Origin of the sequence: Klebsiella sp. S69, from assembly GCF_016516145.1 — a bacterium.
Classification (GTDB): domain Bacteria; phylum Pseudomonadota; class Gammaproteobacteria; order Enterobacterales; family Enterobacteriaceae; genus Klebsiella; species Klebsiella oxytoca.
This window is the reverse complement of the sequence record NZ_JACVUU010000034.1, coordinates 1-23,058: the sequence shown is the minus strand read 5'-3', so window position 1 is coordinate 23,058 and position 23,058 is coordinate 1. Positions and strand designations below refer to the sequence as shown.

Annotated in this window: 19 protein-coding genes and 1 tRNA gene; 6 read left to right on the top strand and 14 right to left on the bottom strand. The window is 54.0% G+C overall.

Translation table 11 applies throughout. From position 1 onward, the window contains the following. Positions 1-23 precede the first annotated feature (23 nt). The gene (gene fadE, locus IAE27_RS26615) at positions 24-2,468 is read left to right on the top strand and encodes an acyl-CoA dehydrogenase FadE (RefSeq protein ID WP_108704186.1); all 2,445 of its coding nucleotides are present in this window, start codon (positions 24-26) and stop codon (positions 2,466-2,468) included. A 179-nt stretch (positions 2,469-2,647) separates the two neighbouring features. Continuing rightward, on the top strand, positions 2,648-3,418 hold the full coding sequence (locus tag IAE27_RS26610) for an amidohydrolase (RefSeq protein WP_004099144.1): 771 nt from the start codon (positions 2,648-2,650) through the stop codon (positions 3,416-3,418). 211 nt (positions 3,419-3,629) lie between these two features. Here IAE27_RS26610 and IAE27_RS26605 read toward each other — a convergent pair. Both IAE27_RS26605 and dnaQ read right to left on the bottom strand, forming a co-directional pair. Beyond that, positions 3,630-3,706, bottom strand: a tRNA-Asp gene (locus IAE27_RS26605). A gap of 132 nt (positions 3,707-3,838) precedes the next feature. Then, a complete protein-coding gene (dnaQ, locus tag IAE27_RS26600) occupies positions 3,839-4,570 on the bottom strand; it encodes a DNA polymerase III subunit epsilon (protein WP_085955793.1) in 732 nt (243 codons plus the stop codon). Between the two features lie 65 nt (positions 4,571-4,635). On the opposite strand from dnaQ, the gene rnhA reads away from it, so the two are divergent. Continuing rightward, positions 4,636-5,103 (top strand): ribonuclease HI, encoded by a 468-nt coding sequence (gene rnhA / locus IAE27_RS26595; protein WP_004099142.1) that lies wholly within the window; start codon positions 4,636-4,638, stop codon positions 5,101-5,103. Here the strand turns inward: rnhA and IAE27_RS26590 are convergent. Next, on the bottom strand, positions 5,100-5,822 hold the full coding sequence (locus tag IAE27_RS26590; protein WP_070557117.1) for a class I SAM-dependent methyltransferase: 723 nt from the start codon (positions 5,820-5,822) through the stop codon (positions 5,100-5,102). The two genes, rnhA and IAE27_RS26590, sit on opposite strands and share 4 nt — an antisense overlap. A gap of 32 nt (positions 5,823-5,854) precedes the next feature. Between IAE27_RS26590 and gloB the strand changes: the two genes are divergently transcribed. Next, entirely contained in the window at positions 5,855-6,610 is a 756-nt protein-coding gene (gene gloB / locus IAE27_RS26585) for a hydroxyacylglutathione hydrolase (RefSeq protein ID WP_016809613.1), read from the top strand. A 71-nt stretch (positions 6,611-6,681) separates the two neighbouring features. Next, entirely contained in the window at positions 6,682-8,049 is a 1,368-nt protein-coding gene (gene mltD, locus IAE27_RS26580) for a murein transglycosylase D (RefSeq protein WP_004099139.1), read from the top strand. Between the two features lie 54 nt (positions 8,050-8,103). Here mltD and IAE27_RS26575 read toward each other — a convergent pair whose 3' ends face one another. The 3 genes from IAE27_RS26575 to IAE27_RS26565 form a co-directional block, all read right to left on the bottom strand. Continuing rightward, positions 8,104-8,874: a class I SAM-dependent methyltransferase gene (locus tag IAE27_RS26575; RefSeq protein ID WP_004099138.1), complete on the bottom strand. Its 771-nt coding sequence runs from the start codon at positions 8,872-8,874 to the stop codon at positions 8,104-8,106. Between the two features lie 85 nt (positions 8,875-8,959). Continuing rightward, entirely contained in the window at positions 8,960-9,757 is a 798-nt protein-coding gene (locus IAE27_RS26570) for an endonuclease/exonuclease/phosphatase family protein (RefSeq protein ID WP_024359141.1), read from the bottom strand. 103 nt (positions 9,758-9,860) lie between these two features. Beyond that, positions 9,861-11,051, bottom strand: coding sequence for an MFS transporter (locus IAE27_RS26565; protein WP_064406841.1), 1,191 nt, complete (start codon positions 11,049-11,051; stop codon positions 9,861-9,863). Between the two features lie 104 nt (positions 11,052-11,155). Between IAE27_RS26565 and yafC the strand changes: the two genes are divergently transcribed. Continuing rightward, a complete protein-coding gene (gene yafC, locus IAE27_RS26560) occupies positions 11,156-12,058 on the top strand; it encodes a DNA-binding transcriptional regulator YafC (RefSeq protein WP_004099134.1) in 903 nt (300 codons plus the stop codon). 29 nt (positions 12,059-12,087) lie between these two features. On the opposite strand, the gene dkgB is transcribed toward yafC, so the two are convergent. The 8 genes from dkgB to tssB form a co-directional block, all read right to left on the bottom strand. After that, positions 12,088-12,891: a 2,5-didehydrogluconate reductase DkgB gene (gene dkgB / locus IAE27_RS26555; protein WP_016809616.1), complete on the bottom strand. Its 804-nt coding sequence runs from the start codon at positions 12,889-12,891 to the stop codon at positions 12,088-12,090. 182 nt (positions 12,892-13,073) lie between these two features. Further along, entirely contained in the window at positions 13,074-14,441 is a 1,368-nt protein-coding gene (locus IAE27_RS26550) for a VasL domain-containing protein (RefSeq protein WP_070557113.1), read from the bottom strand. Positions 14,442-14,777: 336 nt separating this feature from the next. Next, a complete protein-coding gene (gene tssA / locus IAE27_RS26545) occupies positions 14,778-16,382 on the bottom strand; it encodes a type VI secretion system protein TssA (RefSeq protein ID WP_154022322.1) in 1,605 nt (534 codons plus the stop codon). Positions 16,383-16,546: 164 nt separating this feature from the next. Further along, positions 16,547-19,180 (bottom strand): type VI secretion system ATPase TssH, encoded by a 2,634-nt coding sequence (gene tssH, locus IAE27_RS26540; protein WP_135800001.1) that lies wholly within the window; start codon positions 19,178-19,180, stop codon positions 16,547-16,549. A gap of 188 nt (positions 19,181-19,368) precedes the next feature. Next, positions 19,369-19,860, bottom strand: a complete 492-nt coding sequence (locus IAE27_RS26535) for an Hcp family type VI secretion system effector (RefSeq protein ID WP_004099111.1) — start codon at positions 19,858-19,860, stop codon at positions 19,369-19,371. Between the two features lie 94 nt (positions 19,861-19,954). After that, positions 19,955-20,080 (bottom strand): hypothetical protein, encoded by a 126-nt coding sequence (locus IAE27_RS29890; protein WP_263442110.1) that lies wholly within the window; start codon positions 20,078-20,080, stop codon positions 19,955-19,957. Between the two features lie 139 nt (positions 20,081-20,219). Beyond that, on the bottom strand, positions 20,220-21,752 hold the full coding sequence (gene tssC / locus IAE27_RS26530) for a type VI secretion system contractile sheath large subunit (RefSeq protein WP_135800000.1): 1,533 nt from the start codon (positions 21,750-21,752) through the stop codon (positions 20,220-20,222). Between the two features lie 65 nt (positions 21,753-21,817). Continuing rightward, entirely contained in the window at positions 21,818-22,306 is a 489-nt protein-coding gene (gene tssB, locus IAE27_RS26525; RefSeq protein ID WP_064345327.1) for a type VI secretion system contractile sheath small subunit, read from the bottom strand. Between the last annotated feature and the right edge of the window lie 752 nt (positions 22,307-23,058).

Sequence of the window (23,058 nt, the reverse complement as noted above, 5' to 3'; positions counted from 1 at the left end):
TACAAGACAGGGAGCATTTCTCTATGATGATTTTGAGTATTGTTGCAACCGTTGTTTTACTCGGTGCGCTCTTCTATCACCGAATCAGTCTGCTGCTCAGCAGCGCGATTTTGCTGCTCTGGACCGCCGCGCTAGGCGTTGCAGGGCTGTGGAATATCTGGCTGCTGGTCCCGCTGGCCATCTTTTTACTGCCGTTCAATTTTGCGCCGATGCGCAAATCTATGATTTCAGTGCCAGCCTTCCGCGCTTTCCGTAAGGTCATGCCGCCGATGTCGCGTACCGAGAAAGAAGCAATTGATGCCGGGACAACATGGTGGGAAGGCGATCTGTTCCGCGGCAATCCCGACTGGCAGAAACTGCACAACTACCCGCAGCCGCGCCTGACTGCCGAAGAACAAGCCTTTATTGACGGCCCGGTTGAAGAAGCCTGCCGAATGGCGAACGACTTTGAAATCACTCACGAAATGGCGGATCTGCCGCCGGAGCTGTGGGCTTATCTGAAAGAGCATCGCTTCTTTGCGATGATCATTAAGAAAGAGTACGGCGGGCTGGAGTTCTCCGCTTATGCACAGGCTCGCGTTCTGCAAAAGTTGTCGGGTGTCTCCGGTATTCTGGCGATTACCGTCGGCGTGCCTAACTCATTAGGCCCGGGCGAGCTGCTGCAGCATTACGGTACGGAAGAACAGAAAAATCACTATCTGCCACGCCTGGCTCGCGGCCAGGAAATTCCCTGCTTCGCGCTGACCAGCCCGGAAGCGGGTTCAGATGCCGGCGCGATTCCGGATACCGGCGTGGTCTGCATGGGCGAATGGCAAGGCCAGCAGGTGCTGGGTATGCGTCTGACCTGGAACAAACGCTATATTACGCTTGCTCCTATCGCCACCGTGCTGGGGCTGGCATTTAAACTCTCCGACCCCGACCGTCTGCTGGGAGGTGAAGAAGAGCTGGGTATTACCTGCGCCCTCATCCCGACAACCACGCCGGGCGTTGAGATCGGTCGTCGTCATTTCCCGCTGAACGTTCCATTCCAGAATGGTCCGACCCAGGGAAAAGATATTTTCGTTCCTATCGACTACATTATCGGTGGCCCGACCATGGCCGGCCAGGGCTGGCGGATGCTCGTTGAGTGCTTATCCGTAGGTCGCGGTATCACCCTGCCATCGAACGCCACCGGGGGCCTGAAGTCTGTCGCCATGGCCACCGGCGCCTATGCGCACATTCGCCGCCAGTTCAAAATCTCCATCGGTAAAATGGAAGGAATCGAAGAACCGCTGGCGCGTATTGCAGGCAACGCCTACGTAATGGATGCTGCCGCCTCGTTGATTACCTACGGCATTATGCTTGGCGAAAAACCCGCGGTACTGTCGGCAATCGTGAAGTACCACTGTACCCACCGCGGCCAGCGCTCGATCATCGATGCAATGGATATTACCGGTGGTAAAGGCATTATGCTCGGCAGCGGAAACTTCCTGGCGCGGGCTTATCAGGGCGCGCCTATCGCCATCACCGTTGAAGGCGCGAATATTCTTACCCGCAGCATGATGATCTTCGGCCAGGGGGCGATTCGTTGCCATCCATACGTGCTTGATGAAATGGCGGCGGCGCAGAATAACGACGTTAACGCTTTCGATAAGCTGCTGTTTAAACACATCGGCCACGTAGGAAGCAACAAGGTACGCAGTTTCTGGCTGGGCCTGACTCGCGGCCTTACCAGCAGCTCGCCGACCCGCGATGCCACTCGTCGCTACTATCAGCATATGAACCGCCTGAGCGCCAACCTGGCTCTGCTGTCCGATGTCTCAATGGCGGTACTGGGCGGTAGTCTGAAGCGTCGTGAAAGAATTTCTGCGCGTCTGGGCGATGTGCTGAGCCAGCTCTACCTGGCGTCGGCGGTCCTGAAACGCTATGACGATGAGGGGCGTAACGAAGCGGACTTACCGCTGGTGCACTGGGGGGTACAGGATGCGCTGTATCAGGCCGAGCAGGCGATTGACGATCTATTGGTGAACTTCCCGAATCGTCTGGTAGCGGGCGCGCTTCGCGTGGCTATCTTCCCGACCGGACGTCATTACCTGGCGCCTTCAGACAAGCTGGATCATAAAGTCGCGAAAATCCTGCAGGTTCCGAGCGCGACGCGTTCTCGTATCGGCCGCGGTCAGTATCTGACGCCGAGCGAGCATAACCCGGTCGGTCTGCTGGAGGAAGCGCTGCTTGATGTGATGGCGGCAGATCCTATCCACCAGCGTATCTGTAAAGAGCTGGGCAAGAATCTGTCCTTTACCCGACTTGATGAACTGGCCCGTAACGCGCTGGCAAAAGGGTTAATCAATCAGGACGAGGCGGACATCCTGGTCCGTGCTGAAACCAGCCGTCTGCGCAGCATTAACGTCGACGACTTCGCCCCGGATGAACTGGCGACCCGACCGGTAAAGCTGCCGGAGAAGGTTCGCAAGATTGAAGCGGCCTAAAACTAAAAAATAATCACATCACGATCGAGGCGGGCCTCCCGCCTCTCTTTTTTCTGGCAGTTCTCCATAAGCGATATCCCGTCCTGTCATTTCTTTGACAAACTATTCCGTGAGCCCTCCGCCTGCTGATATGGTGTTAAAGTATTTATCATTCCTTTCACAACGCTGGAGTTACCACCGTGCCCGGACTGAAAATTACCCTTTTACAACAACCGCTGGTGTGGATGGACGGTCCCGCCAACCTGCGTCATTTCGATCGTCAACTGGAAGGGATTACCGGGCGGGACCTCATTGTTTTACCCGAAATGTTCACCACCGGTTTCGCGATGGAGGCGGCAAAACAGTCGCTATCGCAAGAGGAAGTGGTTGCCTGGATGGGAGCTAAAGCCGCGCAAACCAATGCGCTGATTGCCGGCAGCGCGGCGCTGCAAACGGAACGCGGGCCCGTTAACCGTTTTTTGCTGGTGGAGCCCGAGGGTAAAATCCATTTCTATGATAAACGACATCTGTTCCGCATGGCGGATGAACATCACCATTACCAGGCGGGTAACGAACGGGTCATTTTTGCATGGCGCGGCTGGAGGATCCTGCCGCTGGTGTGCTACGACCTGCGCTTCCCGGTCTGGTCGCGCAATCATAACGACTACGATTTAGCGCTGTATGTTGCCAACTGGCCCGCACCACGCTCAACGCACTGGCAGTCGCTACTGGTGGCCAGGGCTATCGAAAATCAGGCTTATGTTGCCGGATGCAATCGCGTCGGTACCGACGGCAATGGCCACCATTACCGGGGCGACAGTCGGATAATTACGCCGCAGGGCGAAATTATCGCCACCGCCGAGCCGCATCAGGCCACTCGCCTTGACGCAGAGCTTTCATTGACGGCGCTGAACGAGTATCGCGAGAAGTTTCCAGCCTGGCAGGATGCCGACCCCTTCACGCTCAATTAAAGACCGCATATCAGGGAGCCTGTGCTCCCTTTCTTTATGCCTTAAACCCCCGCGATAACGCGCCCCTGAGACCCCAGAGAAAACTCACGCTGCTCAGAGCAAAAGCGTTAATGCGGCATACCGCTCGCTGGCAAAAAGAGGGAAGAGTAATGATTCAGCAGGCTAAAACGACGAAAGCCTGAATCATTTCTGATTCAGGCTTTCTGAATAGTGGCGGAACGGACGGGACTCGAACCCGCGACCCCCTGCGTGACAGGCAGGTATTCTAACCGACTGAACTACCGCTCCACATACTGTTCCGTTGGGAACGAGGCGAATATTACGGTTTCCCCTCTACTCCGTCAACGCTTTTTCTTCATTTTTGAATCGCTTGCTGCAAAAATCACCCATCAGATTATTTTTAACGCGTTTACTGCCCAATCATGCCCGCCACAGGCAGCTTCCGCCTTTCTTTTGTACCAGATCGAGGCGGGATTCATGGTTCACCAGCTCTTCATCAGTGGCATAAACTACGCGTAGCTTACTGGCTGCCCGGACAACGCGCTGTATTCCCGTATCTCCGGCCTGCCGCTGCCCTTCCCCTTCCATAGAGAAAGCCATCGTCGTCTGGCCGCCGGTCATCATCAGATAAACATCGGCCAGAATCTGGGCATCGAGCAGAGCCCCGTGGAGCGTTCGCTTGCTGTTATCTATTTCATAACGCGAGCAAAGAGCATCAAGGCTATTGCGCTTGCCCGGGAACATTTTACGCGCCAGGGCCAGGCTGTCGGTCACCTTGCAAAAAGTATCGGTCTTCGGAATACCGCGATTCAGCTTGCTAAATTCATAGTCCATAAAGCCGATATCGAACGATGCGTTATGGATGACCAGCTCCGCGCCGCGGATGTAATCGAGAAACTCATCGACAACATCGCCAAACACGGGCTTATCCATGAGGAATTCGTCCGCAATACCGTGGACGCCAAAAGCTTCAGGGTCCACCAGGCGGTCCGGCTTAAGATAGACGTGGAAGTTGTTCCCGGTCAGGCGGCGGTTGATCACCTCTACCGCGCCGATCTCGATTATCTTGTGCCCCTCATAGTGCGCACCAATCTGATTCATACCGGTGGTTTCGGTATCGAGAACGATCTGTCGTGTAATTGCAGTGCTCATAGCGGTCATTTATGTCAGACTTACCGTTTTACGTATCGATTTCAATTACAGGAAGTCTACCAGAGATGCTCAAACAGGTAGAAATTTTCACCGATGGTTCCTGCCTGGGCAATCCAGGCCCCGGCGGCTACGGTGCAATTTTACGCTATCGCGGAAAAGAAAAAACCTTTAGCGAAGGCTTTAACCTCACGACGAATAACCGCATGGAGATGATGGCCGCCATCGTCGCCCTCGAAGCGCTGAAAGAACATTGCGAAGTGATCCTCAGTACCGACAGCCAGTACGTGCGTCAGGGTATTACTCAGTGGATCCACAACTGGAAAAAGCGCGGCTGGAAAACGGCGGACAAAAAACCGGTTAAAAATGTCGATCTCTGGCAGCGCCTGGACGCTGCGCTGGGTCAACACAAAATAAAATGGGAGTGGGTCAAAGGCCACGCGGGTCATCCGGAAAACGAACGCTGCGACGAACTGGCGCGCGCGGCCGCCTCTCATCCCACCCGGGATGATACCGGTTATCTGGCAGAGCGCTAATTTTGCCCCTTGCGCCACTGACGTGTGGCGCCCACCGCCTGCGGTATCCGTTTTTTTGCTTTGCCCGATTTCATCGGGTTTAGCGTCAAGGGGATCGTACGTTTACGGGCAATAATGAGCTGTAAACATCCTAAAGCAGGTAAATGGGTGCTGAGCATTTTCCCCCCGTGACGAGACCAGGGAAGGACCTGGTAGCAACCGTGATGCATCACTTCAAAATTCAGCAGCGCCAGCCAGTCCATCTGACGCGTTAAAGTAAACATGCGGCTGTTATAGGGGGGCTTATTGCGCAAGACCGGCACCAGCTTGCGCACCCCCATCAGGCTCATGGGGTTAAAACTGGTCAAAATGATCCAGCCATCGTCAATCAGCACTCTGTCTGCTTCCCGCAGTAGTCGATGCGGATCGCTACACCAGGGTAAGGTATGCGCCAGCAGGCAGGCATCAACCGACTTCTCGGCAAAAGGCAAATGCAGCGGATCGGCCTTTACCTGCACGGGATTACCCTGTAAAGAGACATTCACCTGATGGGAAATCGCACAGGACTCCGTATTGATTTCCGCGCTCAGATTGCCAATCTTAAGTAAATGAAAGCCATATAATTTAGCCAGCCACGGTTTCATCTGCCGTTCCAGCGATTCGCGGTAGTATTCGCCCCAGGGCATGCTGGACCAGTGCTCTGGCGCTGTAACTGTCTGAGGTATCCTTGCCGGCTTCATCGCAACCTTCCGCTACGCTTTAGAGGTAATTTATGAATCTTATCAGTATTCCCGCATTTCAGGACAACTACATCTGGGTTCTCAGTGAAGATAGCGGCCGCTGTCTGATAGTCGACCCGGGAGAAGCCGCGCCGGTGCTCGCCGCGATAGAACAAAACCGCTGGCAGCCAGAAGCCATCTTCTTAACGCATCACCATCACGACCACGTTGGCGGCGTAAAACAACTACGTGAAAAATTCCCGGCAATAGCGGTTTACGGACCGGCAGAAACCCAGGATAAGGGAGCAACCTGCATCGTAAAGGACGGAGAAAGCCTGTCCGTTTTGGGCCGCGAATTTTCTATTTTTGCTACGCCAGGTCACACTTTAGGACACATCTGTTTCTACAGTAAACCTTATCTATTTTGTGGCGATACAATGTTTTCCGGCGGCTGCGGCAGACTCTTTGAAGGCACCCCAGACCAGATGTATCAATCATTTAACAAGATTAACGCCCTTCCTGATGAAACGTTAATATGTTGCGCACATGAGTACACTTTAGCAAATATGAAGTTTGCAATGAGCATCTTGCCCCATGATAAGGATATAAATGATTACTATCGCAAAGTTAATGAGTTACGCGCAAAAAAACAAAAGACACTACCCGTAACTCTGAAAAATGAACGTCGTATAAATTTATTTTTACGTACAGATGATTATGATTTAATTGAAGAAATAAACAAAGAAACAAATTTGCAACACTCTGTTCAGAGATTTGCGTGGTTAAGGTCAAAGAAAGACGACTTCTGAGATTTAATTCTTGTCTTCGGGGGACTTCACCGTTATCCTTGCTCGTCTTTTAAGCAACTATTGACACACACATGAAGGCACGAGCGATTTTACTCGCCTCTGTCCTGCTGGTGGGGTGCCAGGCGTCTAAGAACGATGGCACCGTACAACAGCACGCACAGAGCCTTTCTGCAGCGAGTCAAGGGGAAGCAAGCAAGTTCACAAGTCGAGCGCGCTGGTTAGATGATGGAACCTTCTACGCGCAAGACCAGGATCTGTGGACTTCGATAGGCGACGAGCTAAAGATGGGAATTCCGGAAAACGTCCGGATTCGCGAACAAAAACAGAAGTATTTAAGAAATAAGAGCTATCTCCACGATGTAACTTTACGGGCAGAGCCGTATATGTACTGGATAGCCGGGCAAGTTAAGAAACGTAACATGCCGATGGAACTGGTATTACTACCCATAGTGGAGAGCGCTTTTGACCCGCACGCAACGTCTGGCGCCAATGCCGCAGGCATCTGGCAGATCATTCCGAGCACCGGGCGCAATTATGGTTTGAAACAGACCCGCAGTTACGATGCGCGTCGTGACATCGTTGCCTCAACCACGGCAGCGTTAAACATGATGCAACGTCTGAACAAAATGTTCGACGGCGACTGGTTGTTAACCGTTGCGGCGTATAACAGCGGCGAAGGCCGGGTCATGAAGGCGATCAAAGCGAACAAAGCGCGTGGTAAACCCACCGATTTCTGGTCGCTGTCTTTGCCGCATGAAACCAAAATATACGTACCGAAAATGCTGGCCCTGAGCGATATCCTCAAGAACAGCAAGCGCTACGGCGTGAGGCTGCCGACGGCAGACGAAAGCCGGGCTCTGGCGCGCGTACGTCTCGACAGCCCGGTTGAGATTTCACAGTTAGCCGATATGGCAGGAATGCCGGTCAGCAAACTGAAGACCTTCAATGCTGGCGTCAAAGGATCAACCCTGGGCGCGAATGGGCCAAACTACGTGCTGGTGCCGCAGAAGCACGCCGCACAGCTGCGCGAATCGTTGGCTTCCGGCGATATTGCAGCCGTGCAGCCGACGCTGCTGGCTGATAACAAGCCGTTAACCAGCCGTAGCTACAAGGTGCGTTCCGGCGATACGATTTCCGGCATTGCGTCGCGTCTCGGCGTATCAACCAAAGATCTGCAGCAGTGGAACGGTATTCGCGGTTCTAACCTGAAGGTTGGTCAGAATCTGGTGATTGGCGCAGGCAGCAGCGCCGAGCGTCTGGCTAACAACAGCGATAGCATCACTTATCGCGTGCGCAAAGGCGACTCCCTGTCGAGCATTGCGAAACGCCATGGCGTCAACATTCGTGATGTCATGCGCTGGAATAGCGATACCGGCAACCTGAAGCCCGGCGATCAGCTGACGCTGTTCGTGAAAAACAGCGACAGACCAGAATCCTGATGATTCATCAGGCATGATAAAGGCCCCCATGTGGTGCCTTTTTTTATCCCGGCGTCAGGCCGCCTTGTGGGCCTCAAACATAATCGTATCGCTGGTGAACGAACCATCGTGCTGCAGGGCAAAATAGGCCTTAACCTCAGCCGATGCGCTCTCCTGATATAAGCGAATCGCTTCCGCCAGCGCCGCTGGCGTTCGCATGCGCGCAATCCATGAGCCAAACTCCAGCGGCAAGCGGTCGGTCAGCAGATGATTAATCACCAGACCCGCCTCGCTCGTCATTGCCAGCCATTCGCCGCTGGAATAGTTGCGGACATGGGAAGTATCGCGCAGGGCCTCAACGGTCTGCAGCCAGACGTCGCGAACCGGATGACCGGGCGACATCACATCCATAATAATCATTACTCCGCCCGGCTTCAGCACTCGCTTCACTTCACGCAGCGCCAGACCGACATCGTGCCAGTGATGCGCAGAATAACGACTGATCGCTACATCAAAGCTGGCGTCAGCGAAAGGCAAAGACTCGGCATATCCCTGCTGAGTGGTAATATTAGCAAAACCTTTATCACGTGCGGCCTGAGCCACAACGTCCAGCATCTGGCTGGATAAATCATACGCCGTCACCTGTGCAACCTGCCCTGCCGCCGCAAAGCTGGCGTGGCCGGCGCCGCATCCCATATCCAGCACGTGCGCCTGAGGAAAATCCGCCAGCCTTTCGGCCAGACGTTGCAGATCGCGCCCGGAGGCGTGTACGGCGCTGGTCAGGTAGGCGCTGGCCTGTGAGCCAAACTGCATTTCTACATGGTCATGATGAGAGCGTGTTGTCATTGCATTGTCCTTCGGTTTTTTTGAGTAATAAAGGCAGCACCATGCATACGCAGGCCTGCCCCGTGGCAGGCCTGACATACCTTAATTAATCAGGCTTGCCGGGACTGAATTCGACTAGTAGAGGGTTGTGGTCGGAGGCACGCGTCACCAGTACGGAAGCATCGTGTACGCTTAACCCACGATAGAAGACAAAATCAAGCGGGCGGCCAAACGTACGGCGGCGCTGATCGTCAGAGAAACGAACTTCGCGCAGCGACATTTCGCGCGCAAAGCGGTACAGGGCATTCATTCGCGGGCGGCTCCAGGCATTAAAGTCGCCTGCCATAATCACCGGCCCGCTGTGATGGGCGATCTGATCGCCAATCGGCAGCAGCTGCTTGCTGTAGACATCGACGCCAAGGCTGAAGTTAACCGCATGAATATTGACCACCATCAGCAGGCGGGAATCCGGTAACGGATACACCGTCACTAATGCCGACTTCGCCAACCGCAGGATAGGCTCGCGTTCACGCAGAGGACAACAGTAGATAGGATGCGCAGAGGCTAACGTCATCACGCCGGAAGGATGCTGGGGCAGCACCAGCGCCGGAACCTGATCCGCTGCAAGGTAGTTGGACGTGGCAAACTTCACTAATTCAGGTGTAGTTTGCGCTTCCTGTAACAACACCAGGTGCGCATCTTTACCAAAGTTGTTAAGAACTGATTTCCACTCGGCGCGCTGCTGCTTGAAGATGTTCCACACCAGTACGCGGATTTTTTCATCCGAACTTAACGGTACTCCCGCCGGAAAAGCCGGAGTCATGCCTGCAAACGACCCCGGAGGTAAAATTCTCTCCGCAGGCTGTCCGGCGACATAGCGCATGGCATAGGTATTCTTTCGCAATTTAGGCATCAAACCTCGATAACAGGAAACCAGCCCGACTGCGGCTGGTTCTTCTGTTATAGGGATTTTTGTAGACACTTTCAATGCAATTTGCCAGAAACCTTTAGCCTTCTACGCCAGGGCCGTTAGCGCGAAGCCCTGGCTTATCAAGCCGGCCGCTAATTCCGACCAGTAAGAGCGCCACCAGCACAATCAGAGCGCCGATCCAAGGCGTCTGGGCCAGACCATAATGCGCTACGATCTGCCCGCCAATCACCGAACCTAATGCAATGCCAATGTTAAATGCTGCAATATTCAGGCCAGAGGCAACGTCAACCGCGCCAGGAGTGTATTGCTCCGCGTTCTGCACCACGTACACCTGCAGTCCCGGAACGTTACCAAAAGCAAAGATCCCCATCACCAAAACCGTCGCCAGAGCAGCATAATGCACACTGGCCGTAAATTGAAAGATCGCCAGTAGCGCAGCCAGGGCGGCAAAAATCAGCTTCAGCGCGGGCACGGCGCCATGTTTATCCGCCAGCCTTCCGCCCCATACGTTACCTATCGCCACTGAAACACCGTAGCCCAGAAGGATCCAGCTGACGGCCGATGGGCTAAATCCGGCAAGATCCTGCATCATCGGCGCCAGGAAGGTAAATGCCGTAAATACGCCGCCATACCCCAGAGCAGTGATCGCGTAGATAATCAGTAAACGCGGATGGGTCAGAACCTTAAGCTGAGCGCGCAGACCCGCGCTGACGCGGCCCGGAATGTTACCAGGCACCAGAATAAGGCTGCTCATTAACGCGATTACGCCAAGAATAGACACGGCCAGGAATGTTTCACGCCAGCCAAAGTGTTGGCCAATGAAGGTGCCTAGCGGCACGCCGGTCACCAGCGCAACGGTTAACCCGCCGAACATCATCGCAATCGCCGAGGCCGCTTTCTCCTTCGCGACCAGGCTGGTCGCAATTGTCGAACCGATCGAAAAGAATACCCCATGCGCCAGCCCGGTCAGCAGGCGCGCCAGAACCAGAGTCTCGTAACCCGGCGCCTGCCATGCCAGCAGATTGCCAGCGGTAAACAGCGCCATTAACGCCAGCAGTAGCTGCTTACGCGGCATACGCCCGGTCAGCGCGGTGAGCACAGGAGCACCTATCGCTACACCCAACGCATAGATAGAAACCAGCAGCCCTGCAGAGGGTAGCGAAATAGCTAGTTGCTCAGCAATGTCAGGCACCAGGCCCACAATGACAAATTCAGTCGTGCCAATCGCAAAGGCACCGATAGTTAAGGCAAGTAGCGCCAGCGGCATAATGTACTCCGTATCAACAGGATTAAGATGACACGTAGTATGAAGAGATGTTTTAATAACAAAAATAGCCAAAGTATCAATAGAATTTTGCCACAGGTGCAACAATGAGAGCTACCTCAGAAGAAATCGCCATTTTTGTCGCCGTGGTAGAGAGCGGCAGTTTTAGTCGCGCTGCTGAACAGCTTGGTCAGGCTAATTCCGCCGTCAGCCGGGCGGTAAAAAAGCTGGAGTCAAAGCTCGGCGTCAGCCTGCTTAACCGTACTACTCGCCAGCTAAGCCTGACCGAAGAGGGCGAGCGTTATTTCCGCCGAGTGCAGGTTGTGCTTCAGGAGATGGCCGCCGCCGAAAATGAGCTTCTGGAGAGCCGAACGACGCCAAGAGGATTACTTCGCGTTGATGCCGCGACGCCGGTGATATTGCATTTTCTGATGCCTTTGATCAGGCCCTTCCGTGAGCGCTACCCGGAAATGAGCCTTTCGCTGGTCTCGTCAGAGACCTTTATCAATCTGATTGAGCGGAAAGTGGACGTCGCGATCCGCGCCGGCACGCTAACCGATTCCAGCCTGCGCGCCCGGCCGCTGTTCAATAGCTACCGCAAAATTATCGCCTCGCCGGACTATCTTGCCCGGCACGGAACGCCGCAAAGCGTCGCCGAGCTAAAACATCATCAGTGCCTCGGCTTTAGCGAGCCCGTATCCCTGAATACCTGGCCAGTTTCCTGCTGCGATGGCCAACTGCTGGAAATCGAAAGCGAGATATCTTCCAATAGCGGGGAAACGCTCAAGCAGCTGTGTCTGGCCGGTAACGGTATAGCCTGTCTGTCGGACTATATGGTGGATAAAGAAATTGCTGAAGGGGCGTTTGTCGAACTGCTGGCTGACAAACGGCTGCCGATTGAAATGCCGTTTAGCGCGGTGTACTACAGCGACAGGGCGGTAAGCACGCGGATCAGGGCTTTTATCGACTTTCTTAGTGAGCATGTAAAACAGCTCCCGCAGGAGCTGTAAGAGGGTTGTAGAGTACAGAGGGGGTTAGCTTAATCCCATTCAGGCGCCAGACCTTCCGGGCTAACCAGACGATCGTGACAGTCCAGCGCGGCGATCGCCAGGCGATCGTCTTCATCAAGCTGCAGCTCCTGAGCTTTCAGGTTGCTTGCCAGGTTTTCGCGCCTGGTCGAAGATGGGATCACCGCATAGCCTTCACCCATTGCCCACGCGAGGATAACCTGCGCCGGAGTGGCATTGTGTTTCGCCGCAATCCGGGCAATGGCTTCATCTTTTAACGCTTTACCATAAGCCAGAGTCATATAAGAGGTAATGTGGATGCCATGCTCAGAGGCCCAATCGACGACCTTACGATTTTGCAAATAAGGTGACAGTTCAATCTGGTTGGTCGCGATATTCTCTACCCCAACGGCAGCAATGGCGCGCTCCATCAGCGGAATAGTGAAGTTAGAGATACCAATCTGGCGAGTCAATCCCTGGCGTTTCGCCTCCAGCAGAGCAGCCATATACTCTTCCACGGCAACCGCATCGTTTGGCGACGGCCAGTGGATCAGCGTGAGATCGACATATTCGGTACGCAGCTTCTGCAGACTCTCTTTCAGGCTTGCGATGAGCTTATCTTTGCTTAAATTTTCAATCCAGATCTTGGTGGTGATGAACAGTTCATCGCGCGCGACGCCGCTTTCTGCGATAGCCTGGCCCACGGCCGCTTCATTGTCATAGATTTGCGCGGTATCAATGGCGCGATAGCCCAGCTCAAGCGCTGTTTTTACAGATGCGATCACTACGTCATCTTTCAGACGGAAGGTCCCAAGACCAAATGCAGGGATTGTCATGATTTTCCTCATTATTTATCAATAGCGGTTAATGAGAAACATTATGACCAACGAGAGGAGCGAGAAAAAGATCGTTTAACGCAGAGGATTTTTGCTAAAAAAGCAATAATCAAATGGCGGGCTGAAAAAATCCTGGGCCAACTTTTCCAGTCTGTTTTTACTCTACCGCAGCCGACATCCTACTACTGAGGGTTCGGTTTCACTTCTGTGCTATCCAGCAAAATAGCGTAGCGGCTTAGCAACTGCTTAAAATGAAAATCAATCTGCATTTGCAGCACCGGTGAGAGACTTCCGGCTCGTACCTGAGCCTCCAGTTGCCTGAGCTGTTCTTCCAGCGGCGGCGTCTGTAACAGCTGCCGGATGCTGAAAATTGCCGATTTCAACTCAGAAGCAGTCATATACCGCCCCTTGCGTTCATCCAGCGCATCCAGCCTTAGTGAAAGCTGCCGTAGCTTCGCCTGCGCCTGGGCATAGCGCTGTAATTCAGGCACCGCCAGCGCGCTGGCTTCCCGCTGCTTGCGCCACTCGGCCCTCATCGCCTTAATTTGCGAATTATTCGGCCAGCGGCTTTCAAGGGCCAGGAGCAGCGCCTCTTCCTGGCGCAGGGGCCACAGCGGCGGCAGGTCATTCAGCCTCTTCAGCTGCGCGCGGGTCGTCGCCATTCCCTGCGCCCAGCTCAGCATCTTGTTGCCATCCCTCCCCGGCGCTGAGGGCAACGCCAACGCCAACACCGACGTCGCGGTCTGTGCCTCCCGTAGGCCCATTTCTGGCGGGTTCAGCCATGACCAACCCCAGAAACCGCAACCTCCCAGGCAAACCATCGTCAGCATCCCGGCGATAAAGCCGGGCCATACCCGCCGCTGGCGAGGACTCTCCGTAGTTTTCTTCAATAACAAGCTTTCGTCATGCTTTCGCAATGCCTGCGCTTCAGCGGTTTTTTTGGCCCCATTTTTTACATCTCTCGGCCAGGGGCGCTCCCTGGCGATTTTCTTCGCCGCCGTTTTTTCACCCTGCGGCGCCAGTCGCTCCAGGCGCATCGCCGCATTTCGTAACTGAACGGCCAGTTGCTCCAGTTTTGACATATGCCAGACCTCGCACCGCCGCAGCACGTTCTCTATTTCCGTCAGGTGCTGGCTGCAGTGGTTAATCTGCGCCAGATCCTGATACTGAAGATCCTGCGTGCGCAGCGCCTGCTTCATCTTCTCGGCAAGCCACGCCAGCAGCGCGATCCTTGAATGGACCTGCAGCGGCCAGAAATCTCCCCAGCGCTGGTTTATCAATGCCGCGAGGGCATCCAGAGCGTCCACCATTCCTGCTATCCCATACTGCCGGGTCCTCGCCAGCGCGTAACAGACCAGCGTTTGCAACTCCACGCCGTTTTGCCGAAACAGAGCCAGACTCAGGCTCTCTACCCTGCCCCAGTCCACATCCGGCCGCGCCGGATGCGTAAGTTTGCCTATTTCGGCCTGCAGTTCGCCGGCCTCCCGAAAGGTACAGGGATCGCCGCCCGTGCGGAACGGGCTGATAAATGAAGAGTGCGGCGTCTTCATATACGCTCCTGTTGCTGCAAATAATGCATAATAGCCCGGCAATAGTGAGTACATTGCATATTATGACTCCCTGAAAGAAGCCGCCGATCCTTTTCACTGCCCTGAGCTCGCGGCCATTCATGATTGAAATTAAACGTCGGCATTGGGTATAACGAAGCGATTTCCATACTATTTTTATCCTTTAGCGGAAACAGCCGCTGCTTGCTATTTATCTTCTCAATGGCGCGCGGTCAGGGTAAGCCGGGCAAAGTCTCTGTCGGCTTCTTATCGGTAGCGTATTTCGGCTTTGCAATAACGTCAGGATTGGCGCCTTTAATCTCAATACCGGGTGAGTTCTCAGTCTTTATATTGCGTATCACACAGTACTGCCGCCCGCGCAGGATCCATCGCCACCAGCGCCGCCAGCAGATTTTCCATTTTCCGCGCCAGATGGGCTTTATCTACATAGCGGTGCGCCCGCAGGCGCAGCAGCTTCAGCTGTCGTGCCGTGACTTCGAAAATTAACTCCGGCTCCCATTGTGTCAACGTCAGCCCCTGCGCAGCGCCATGCAGCTCTTCCAGCAGCAGCAGCGCCATTTCGCTTTTACCGTACTGCTCCGCTATGCGAGCCATCAACAGACGCAACAGCAGACGCTGGCGTGCCGTGACAATCCCCGCACGGGACTGGAGCCAGCCCAGCGCAGCATCAACGCCCTCGCGGTCCGCCAGCGCCAGCGCCTCCGGTTCCAGCGCCAGCACATCGTTGCCCGGCTCTTCCGCCGGGGCCGTTGGCGTCCTGCTAAGCCAGTTCCCCTCCTCTTGCGGCAGCACCTGCCGGGTAATCCAACTGCGGGTCACCTCATCGGCAAACGGCGTGCCGTCGTTCCACGCCAGGCTCTCCAGCCCAGGTAAACGCTCAAGTAACAGCATCAGGTCCTGGCGGATAATTGCCGTCCACTTGTCCCACGGCGCGCCCGCTTTGCCCAGCGCCTGATACAAATACCATTGAATATCGAACCAGAAATGATTGACCCCGGCGCTGAACATCTGGTCGGCCTGTTCCAGCAGCTCGGTCCAGTTCTGTTGCGAGTACAACCGTTTAAGCTGAGTACGTGACTCGGTACGCGGCGGAGCCAGCCGGGTTCTGCCGTCCACATCAGGCGGCAGTTCATGCACGGTGTCCCAGCGCAGAGTTTTCATCAACCGATGCGCCGCCAGCCAGCCCTGCGGCTGCGCGTTCAGGTAGCGGGCCAGCGCTTTTGCCTGATCCAGCAGCTCGCGCCCGGAACTGATGGAGTGTATCTGTAGCGAATTTGTCGGAGGTGAAGCGGTTGCCGCGCTGTTCTGCGGCACCACCGCGTTCATCCCGCCCGACTGCGCCAGCCGCGACTCCAGCGCCTGGATCAGCGGTATCAGGGACGGCGGCTGTTGTTCTTCCGGCCATGTAGAAAAAGAAGCGACCAGCAGATTGAGAGCCGCGACAATATTGGCAAAGTCTTCTTTTGCCACTTCCGGATAACGCGCCAGGCTGTCGAGTATCTTTTCGCCAGTTAACCATTCCAGCGCCATTTTCCGGCCCGCCGGACGAGAAGGAAGCAGTTGCGTACCGAAGCGCTGCACCAGCCCGGCCAGTAGGGCGAGACCTTCCGCTAATCCGCGTTCGCCGTCGCGGTGCAATCGCGCCCAGATATAGCAGGTGGCGATGCGTACATCTTTTGCCTGAGTGAGCAGCAGGGATTCCGCAAGCTGACAAATCAGAGCGGTATCCGCGCCGGAAAGCTTATTCAGCTCGTCGCGCATCAGCTGGAAATCGTCGTGGTAGACGGGGTCTCTCCCGACCGGAGACTCCGTCGTCACTGGCAGCAGCCACGTCTGCCACAGCGCCGCCTGTTGTTGCCCTGCCTCAAGCGCATTCCGTTCGGGAAAACAGCTGCGGGTTAACTGCTGCAGTAATTCACTCATTCGCATCGCCCCCTCACTTAGGCTATCGGTGATGATTTTTCCGGTCCGGAATATTTTCCCGGCAAGGGGAAGGCTTGCAGCACTATCGGCCATGACGGGTTTCGGGATGAATGGGGAACGGCAGTCGTAACACCCAGCGCACAGCGCATTCATCGCCGTCCCCGTTATTCCGTATCTAATTCCAGCACGATGCCGTCCTCTTGACTCCAGCCGAGCGCCAGCAGCCTGGGTTGCCGTCGCGCCGCCTGATTCGCCAGCAGCTGCTGGCTCAGTACAGGCAGAATCTGCTGGTTCAGTAAGCTGTCGATATTACGCGCCCCGGTATCCGGCAGCAGACAGGAGGAGGCCAGTTGATCGTAAAGACTGGCCCCGATCACCGTCTCCATACCGTAGTGTTCGTGCAGGCGGCGGCTCACTGCCGCCAGCTTCATTTCCACAATGAACCGCATCGCCTCCCACCCGAGAGGGCGATAAATTACCGTTTGGAAACGCGCCAGCAGCGCAGGCTGGAAGTGCTCCCGCAACAGCGGATACAGCAGTTCCTGCAGATCCAGATCCGTGGCCGCCGGCCTCTTTTCCAGCAGTTGTATAATGTGATCGCTTCCGAGATTAGCGGTCATCAGGATAATGGTGTTGCGAAAGTCGATTTCCCTGCCTTCCCCATCGCGCATAAAACCGCGATCGAACACCTGGTAAAAAAGGTTCATAACGTCGCGGTGCGCTTTTTCTACCTCGTCGAGCAGAACCAGACTATACGGACGTTTTCTGACGGCTTCCGTCAATACGCCGCCCTGGCCGAAGCCGACATAACCCGGCGGCGCCCCCTTAAGCTGAGAAACCGTATGCGGTTCCTGATACTCTGAGAGATTGATGGTAATAAGCGACTTTTCGCCGCCGAACAGCGCATCCGCCATCGCCAGCGCAGTTTCGGTCTTACCTGTGCCGCCAGGACCGGTCAGCAGAAATACGCCCTGCGGGCCATTTTCCGGCGTGAGTCCGGTTTTTGCTGCTCGCAACCGCTGCGCAATAGCCTTTAGCGCACCATCCTGGCCTACCACCCGCCTGGCGAGCATCTGTTCCATATTCAGCAGCTCGCTCTGCTCATCTTTCAGCAGCGAAGAGAGCGGTACGCCGGTCCAGTCAGCTACGACGGTAGCGACGGCCCGGGCATCCACATCCAGCGCCAGCAATGGCGTTAATCCCTGTTGCGATAGCAGCTGCTGTTGCAGTTGAGGTAGCCGTTCACTGTTCGGACTTTCCCGGCGTAGCGCTATAATCTGCTGCACCAGCGCTTTTTCTTGTTGGTACTGATACTCCAGATGATCCGCCTTTTGCTGGAGTTGATCCCGCAGGTCGGCTAGCTCTGCCAGTCGAGCCTGCGCGGATGCAGGATAAAACGTGCGATCCTTTTCAAGCGCCTTCTGCTCAATATCCAGCGCGGCCAGATGTCCCTGAAGCTGAGTTAACGGCTCCGGCAGGGTATCAAGACTCATCCGGACACGCGCCCCGGCAGTGTCCAGCAGATCTACCGCCTTGTCAGGCAGCTGGCGTCCGGACAGATAACGCCGCGACAGACGTACCGCGGCCTGAATGGCGCTATCCTGGATGTGTACCCCATGGTGCTCCGCGTAGCGGGTCTTCAGCCCGCGCAGCATCAGGCAGGCCGTGTCGTCATCAGGCTCGTCCACTTTGACCAATTGAAAACGGCGGTCCAGAGCGGCATCGCGCTCAAAATATTGTTTGTACTCGCTCCAGGTCGTCGCTGCGATAGTGCGTAGCTCACCGCGGGCCAAAGCAGGTTTCAGTAAATTAGCCGCATCTGCGCCGCCCGCAGGATTTCCCGCGCCGATGATAGTATGGGCTTCATCAATAAACAGCAGCACCGGCTCCGGCGATGCCTGCACCGCGTCGATGACGTTTTTTAGCCGCTGCTCGAATTCCCCCTTTACGCCAGCCCCTGCCTGTAGCAGTCCCAGATCCAGCGAGTGAATATGCACGGTTTTCAGGCTATCCGGCACGTTGCCATCTACAATACGCAGCGCCAGCCCTTCCACCAGCGCGGTTTTGCCGACGCCAGGCTCGCCCACAAGCAGCGGATTGTTCTTGCGACGGCGCGACAGAATATCCACCATCTGGCGGATCTCAACATCGCGGCCAAACACCGGGTCGATCTGGCCCATCCGGGCCTTTTCTGTAATATTCGAAGTGAAACGTTTAAGGACCGCTCGATGCGCATCATCTTGTCTATCATCCGCCGCAAGCGCAGAAGAATTTGTACTTATATCTTCCACCAGCGGTTCGCCAACCTGCCTTTGCCGCACCGGACACTCTTCCGACTGCTCGTCCAGTAGCGCGCGCAGCCGCCCTAACTGGACGCGACCCACGCTCAACAACACCCACAGATCGTCGCAAGCCAGCAGTTCGGACTTCTCCGTCAGCGCCATCAGCAAGTGCTGACTACGGATCTGCGGCTCGTTGCTCTCCAGCGAAGCGAACAACCATGCCTGCGTCATCAGCGCCGTCAGGCGTTTAGAAAGCTGCGGACGCTCACGTACCGAGCGTGGAAGCGTTTCAAGATGCCCCAGCAACGCTTGCCAGAGAATCTCCATATCCCACTCATAGCGCCGGGCAATGACGGTGATATCCCCTTCTCCCTGTTCCAGCAGCTTCAATAACCAGTGCTCAATAGTAATCTCGGCGTGAGCGCGGGTCTGGCACAGCGATGCGGCGGAGTCCAGCGCGCGGGCGCAGAACGGGTTGAGGCGGCGTAGCAGTGCAGCTGGCTGGTTTACGGTCATAGATATCCCTTCTTCAATGTAGTGATTTTTCCTTTACTGAATCCTGTTCAGGCACGCTACCGCCCGTAGCCGTAACCCTGTGCCTGGCAGGTTTCTGTCAGAATGTGATAGGGTTTGCCTCACCGGAAGGACCGGCTTATCAGCAAATACGCATAAAAAAGCAGACAGTTGCCTGTCTGCCGCGGTTATCAGGCCGAAGGACGTTCATTCCATGCATCGGAATGAATGATGTTTCCGTCCTTGTAGGTCCAGGTAATCTTTTCGTAACGGAATTCGATACGCTCCAGATGATTGTGCCTCTCGCGCGCAGGATCCTTAATGTCGTGCATCAGCGGAGCCACTCTGACCAGCTTGACGTTATCCAGCGTAATGTTGAAATACTCAACTTCCTGACCGGCGTCATTTATCCGGTAAAACTTGAACTCTGCCGTTTTCAGAGTCTGACCCGTCGTGACGGCCTTGTAGAGATACGGGCTGGATACGTCGATTTCCTTAGTGAAGGTAAATGGCTTATGGGTACGGGTGCCGGTCAGTTTGCCGGTATTGTTATCCGTCGGGATATACACATCGTGGTCCAGCGCCACGACCTCGATGCTGCCCTCACGTCCCTGTACGTCTACGGAACCTTTGATATCCGCGCCACCGTCATCTTTCAGCCAAAGGTAAGCAGGAATTGCCATGAGAATTACTCTCCTTGTTAGTGTGATTGAGGTACCGCCGCCTCCGACGGTATGTTCTGCTCCGCGTCCACCGTATTCTCTTCCGCACGCGTATTCAGGTCGCAAGCAGAAGAGAGCCCATCTGATACTTCCGTACCATCAACGTATCGTTGGGGAAACACAGGCGCAGGAATGGCATCTTTAGTTTTTTCAACGCCAGCACCGCGCTATCTAACGCCACAGCAGCCACTCCGATGGAGGGCAGATGGCGAGTTGAGCAAAGCCATTATTACTGAAGGTTTCCCAACGAAACTGCCGCTGAGAGGAAGGTCGATCTCCTCAGCCCGCAGCAGACGAGAGATTTTCATCGCGCCTGCGGCTTACGATTTAGCCTTTGGCATTTGCGATACCAGCGACAGGCTGATATCCATTCCTTCAATCTGAAAATGCGGCACGGCATAAAGCCTGATACGGAAGAAGCCCGGATTGTCCTCAATATCTTCCACAACCACTTTTCCATCGCGCAGCGGATGCGATGCCTGAAGCGCATCACCAGGATCGGTCATTTCCGTCACCAGGTTACGCAGCCAGGTATTAAGCTCCAGTTCCAGCAAACGTCGGTCTTTGGTGGTACCAATATTCTCGCGCTGAATAATCTTCAGATAGTGCGCAATTCGCGACAGCAGGAAGACATACGGCAGGCGGGCATTAATGCGGCTGTTAGCAGTGGCATCCGCCGTCTCATACAGCGCCGGTTTCTGTGCCGAGTTAGCCGAAAAGAAGCATGCGTAATCACGATTTTTGTAATAAGAGAGTGGAATAAATCCAAGGTTGGCAAATTCGAATTCACGGGTCTCCGGGATCATCACCTCCGAGGGGATCTTGATCTGATTGCCGGTACCGAGGTCGTAAAGATGGATCGGTAAATCGGTGACCGCTCCCCCCGCCTGCGGTCCGCGAATTTGTACGCACCAGCCGTTGTTAACAAAGCTTTTCACCATATTCGCCGCAAAGGCGAATGACGCGTTGGTCCAGAGATATTTTTCGTGATCGGGCCCTTTCACCTCTTCCACATAGTTGAAACTGCGGACGGGAATCGTATCCGGGCCATACGGCAGACGGCCAAGTACACGGGGCATTACAAGACCGATATAGCGGGAATCATCAGTGTCGCGAAAACTTTTCCATTTGATATATTCGGCACGATCGAAATAACTACCGATATCTTTTATGGCAGCCACCTCTTCCATTGAGTTTTTAAGGAAGAATTCAGGTCCGACAGAACCAATAAACGGCATATGCGAAGCCGCGGCCACACGAGAGATATTACGCAGCAACGCGATGTCCTGCGGGCTGTTATCAAACTCATAGCTGGAAATCACTGAGGCTATTGGCTCGCCGCCGGGAGTGTCATATTCCTGCACATAAGTGTGGTGATAAAGCCCGCTCTGGACAATTTCCGGCGCATCATCAAAGTCCTGACGTAAGTCTTCCTTGCTGACATCCAGAAGCTCAATTTTGGTATTCTTTCGAGGGTCGGTTCGCTGGACGAGAAACCACAGGCCGCGCCAGAGCGATTCGAGCGCCTGAAAGTCCGGGTGGTGCATCACGGTATCCAGCTGCTGGCTGATTTTTCGATCCAGCTCGCTGATATGGAAATCCAGCAGTGATTTATCTAACTTTTCAACATTTTTTCCGGATTTCGCCACGCAGGAAAGCAATACCTGGATGGCTGCAGAGACCCTCTCCTCCGTTGATGCTTCCGCCATTGCTTCACTATCTTGCCACTCTCCGAGTTGTTTCAGAGAAGAAACCGGCGTCAGGTGAATTTTTTTAAACAGAGACTGATAAACATTTTCTCTGGTCACAGCCTGCGCCTGCGCTACCGGTGCGTCATGTTCTTGTACAGACATCAGCATGCCCTCCTCTTCATTTCCTTGATGAACCGTATTTATTCCGGTCGTTGTCCATTACTTTTTTACGGTGCGAGTGCCGTTAGCTCTGCGCGTAGTTCACTACTCATCGCAGGATCTTTCATAATCTTTTCCAGTTCACGACGGAACTCGACGTTATCCAGCAAGTTGGATTTGAGATCGCGTAGTAAATTACGCATAGAAATCAATGCACGAAGCGATGGGATATTGCGAGCAACCTGTTCTGGTTCAAAATCTTTGACGCTACCAAAGTTAAGTTTGATATTTTCTACCCGGGCTTCTCCTGACAGAGTGCTTTCGACCAGCAAATCGACCGCAGGTAAGAGTTCAGCCATTACGCTATCAAAATTGTTTTTATTGATATTTATTTTATTTCTTTCAGATAAAGATCGTTGCTCTTTTCCGTTACTAAAATCGCCTACCGCAAGTAACTTTAACGGTAACTCGCTTTTCTTTCCCGCCCCGCCAGTGTGAAGATCCAATTGAAGATTAACTCGAGATTTTGGCACCTCATTTTGAAAACTATTACCCATATTACTCCTCCTCAGGATATATACCCACCAGACGGTAAGCAAAAACAAAATATCACCTCACTAATACAAATTGCAATAATTGAAGATAGACGCACTACGGTCTCGATTAATATTATACTTACAAAGAAGTCTTTATATCTCACAAAAAGCTCTCAACTAAAACAAACTTCAAAAACCTTCACAATTAAAAAATACCACTTAAAAAACAAAGGGATTAACTATGATTCATATGAATTTATAGTACTCCATCTCATTCTTAAAGTTCTTAACATGAAATTCAATGCTAGCTGACCACTCTGAAAAATATATTTTCACTCCATTAAATAATAACCATAAACGCTAATAAATGATAAAAATCACATTAATGAATCAGTTCATCATCGTAATATAATAAACATTTAAGCGAAATATATTCCCGGGATAGATATATCAAACGTTATTAAAATTTGAAAAGATAGTTTCATTTTAAATCATTCTGTATTAAATGAATAAAATGATGCAGCCTGATACCAAATAACAGCTTCGAGGACCGCGAATGTTCCGCCGGAAAGAGCTCCTGAAGCGGCGACAAAAAGTAAAAAGGCCGGAGAACATATCTGTGTTCTCCGGCCTTGCAAGCGGCGATCGTTGTACGATGACAGACACATTATGATTGGCTATCCGTCTGCCTGACAGACTGCCGGGTCTGTAATTTTTCAGCCAGCGTTAAGCGTTAAGCGTTAAGCGTTAAGCGTTAAGCGTTAAGCGTTAAG

Coding starts and splice junctions, on each gene's coding strand:
- dnaQ (WP_085955793.1), bottom strand. CDS start 4,570: ATGAGCACTGCAATTACACGACAGATCGTTCTCGATACCGAAACCACC.
- IAE27_RS26590 (WP_070557117.1), bottom strand. CDS start 5,822: ATGAAGCCGGCAAGGATACCTCAGACAGTTACAGCGCCAGAGCACTGG.
- IAE27_RS26565 (WP_064406841.1), bottom strand. CDS start 11,051: ATGCCGCTGGCGCTACTTGCCTTAACTATCGGTGCCTTTGCGATTGGC.
- tssA (WP_154022322.1), bottom strand. CDS start 16,382: ATGAGTGAATTACTGCAGCAGTTAACCCGCAGCTGTTTTCCCGAACGG.
- IAE27_RS26535 (WP_004099111.1), bottom strand. CDS start 19,860: ATGGCAATTCCTGCTTACCTTTGGCTGAAAGATGACGGTGGCGCGGAT.
- dkgB (WP_016809616.1), bottom strand. CDS start 12,891: ATGACAATCCCTGCATTTGGTCTTGGGACCTTCCGTCTGAAAGATGAC.
- tssH (WP_135800001.1), bottom strand. CDS start 19,180: ATGACCGTAAACCAGCCAGCTGCACTGCTACGCCGCCTCAACCCGTTC.
- rnhA (WP_004099142.1), top strand. CDS start 4,636: ATGCTCAAACAGGTAGAAATTTTCACCGATGGTTCCTGCCTGGGCAAT.
- mltD (WP_004099139.1), top strand. CDS start 6,682: ATGAAGGCACGAGCGATTTTACTCGCCTCTGTCCTGCTGGTGGGGTGC.
- yafC (WP_004099134.1), top strand. CDS start 11,156: ATGAGAGCTACCTCAGAAGAAATCGCCATTTTTGTCGCCGTGGTAGAG.
- tssB (WP_064345327.1), bottom strand. CDS start 22,306: ATGGGTAATAGTTTTCAAAATGAGGTGCCAAAATCTCGAGTTAATCTT.
- tssC (WP_135800000.1), bottom strand. CDS start 21,752: ATGTCTGTACAAGAACATGACGCACCGGTAGCGCAGGCGCAGGCTGTG.
- fadE (WP_108704186.1), top strand. CDS start 24: ATGATGATTTTGAGTATTGTTGCAACCGTTGTTTTACTCGGTGCGCTC.
- IAE27_RS26550 (WP_070557113.1), bottom strand. CDS start 14,441: ATGAAGACGCCGCACTCTTCATTTATCAGCCCGTTCCGCACGGGCGGC.
- gloB (WP_016809613.1), top strand. CDS start 5,855: ATGAATCTTATCAGTATTCCCGCATTTCAGGACAACTACATCTGGGTT.
- IAE27_RS26575 (WP_004099138.1), bottom strand. CDS start 8,874: ATGACAACACGCTCTCATCATGACCATGTAGAAATGCAGTTTGGCTCA.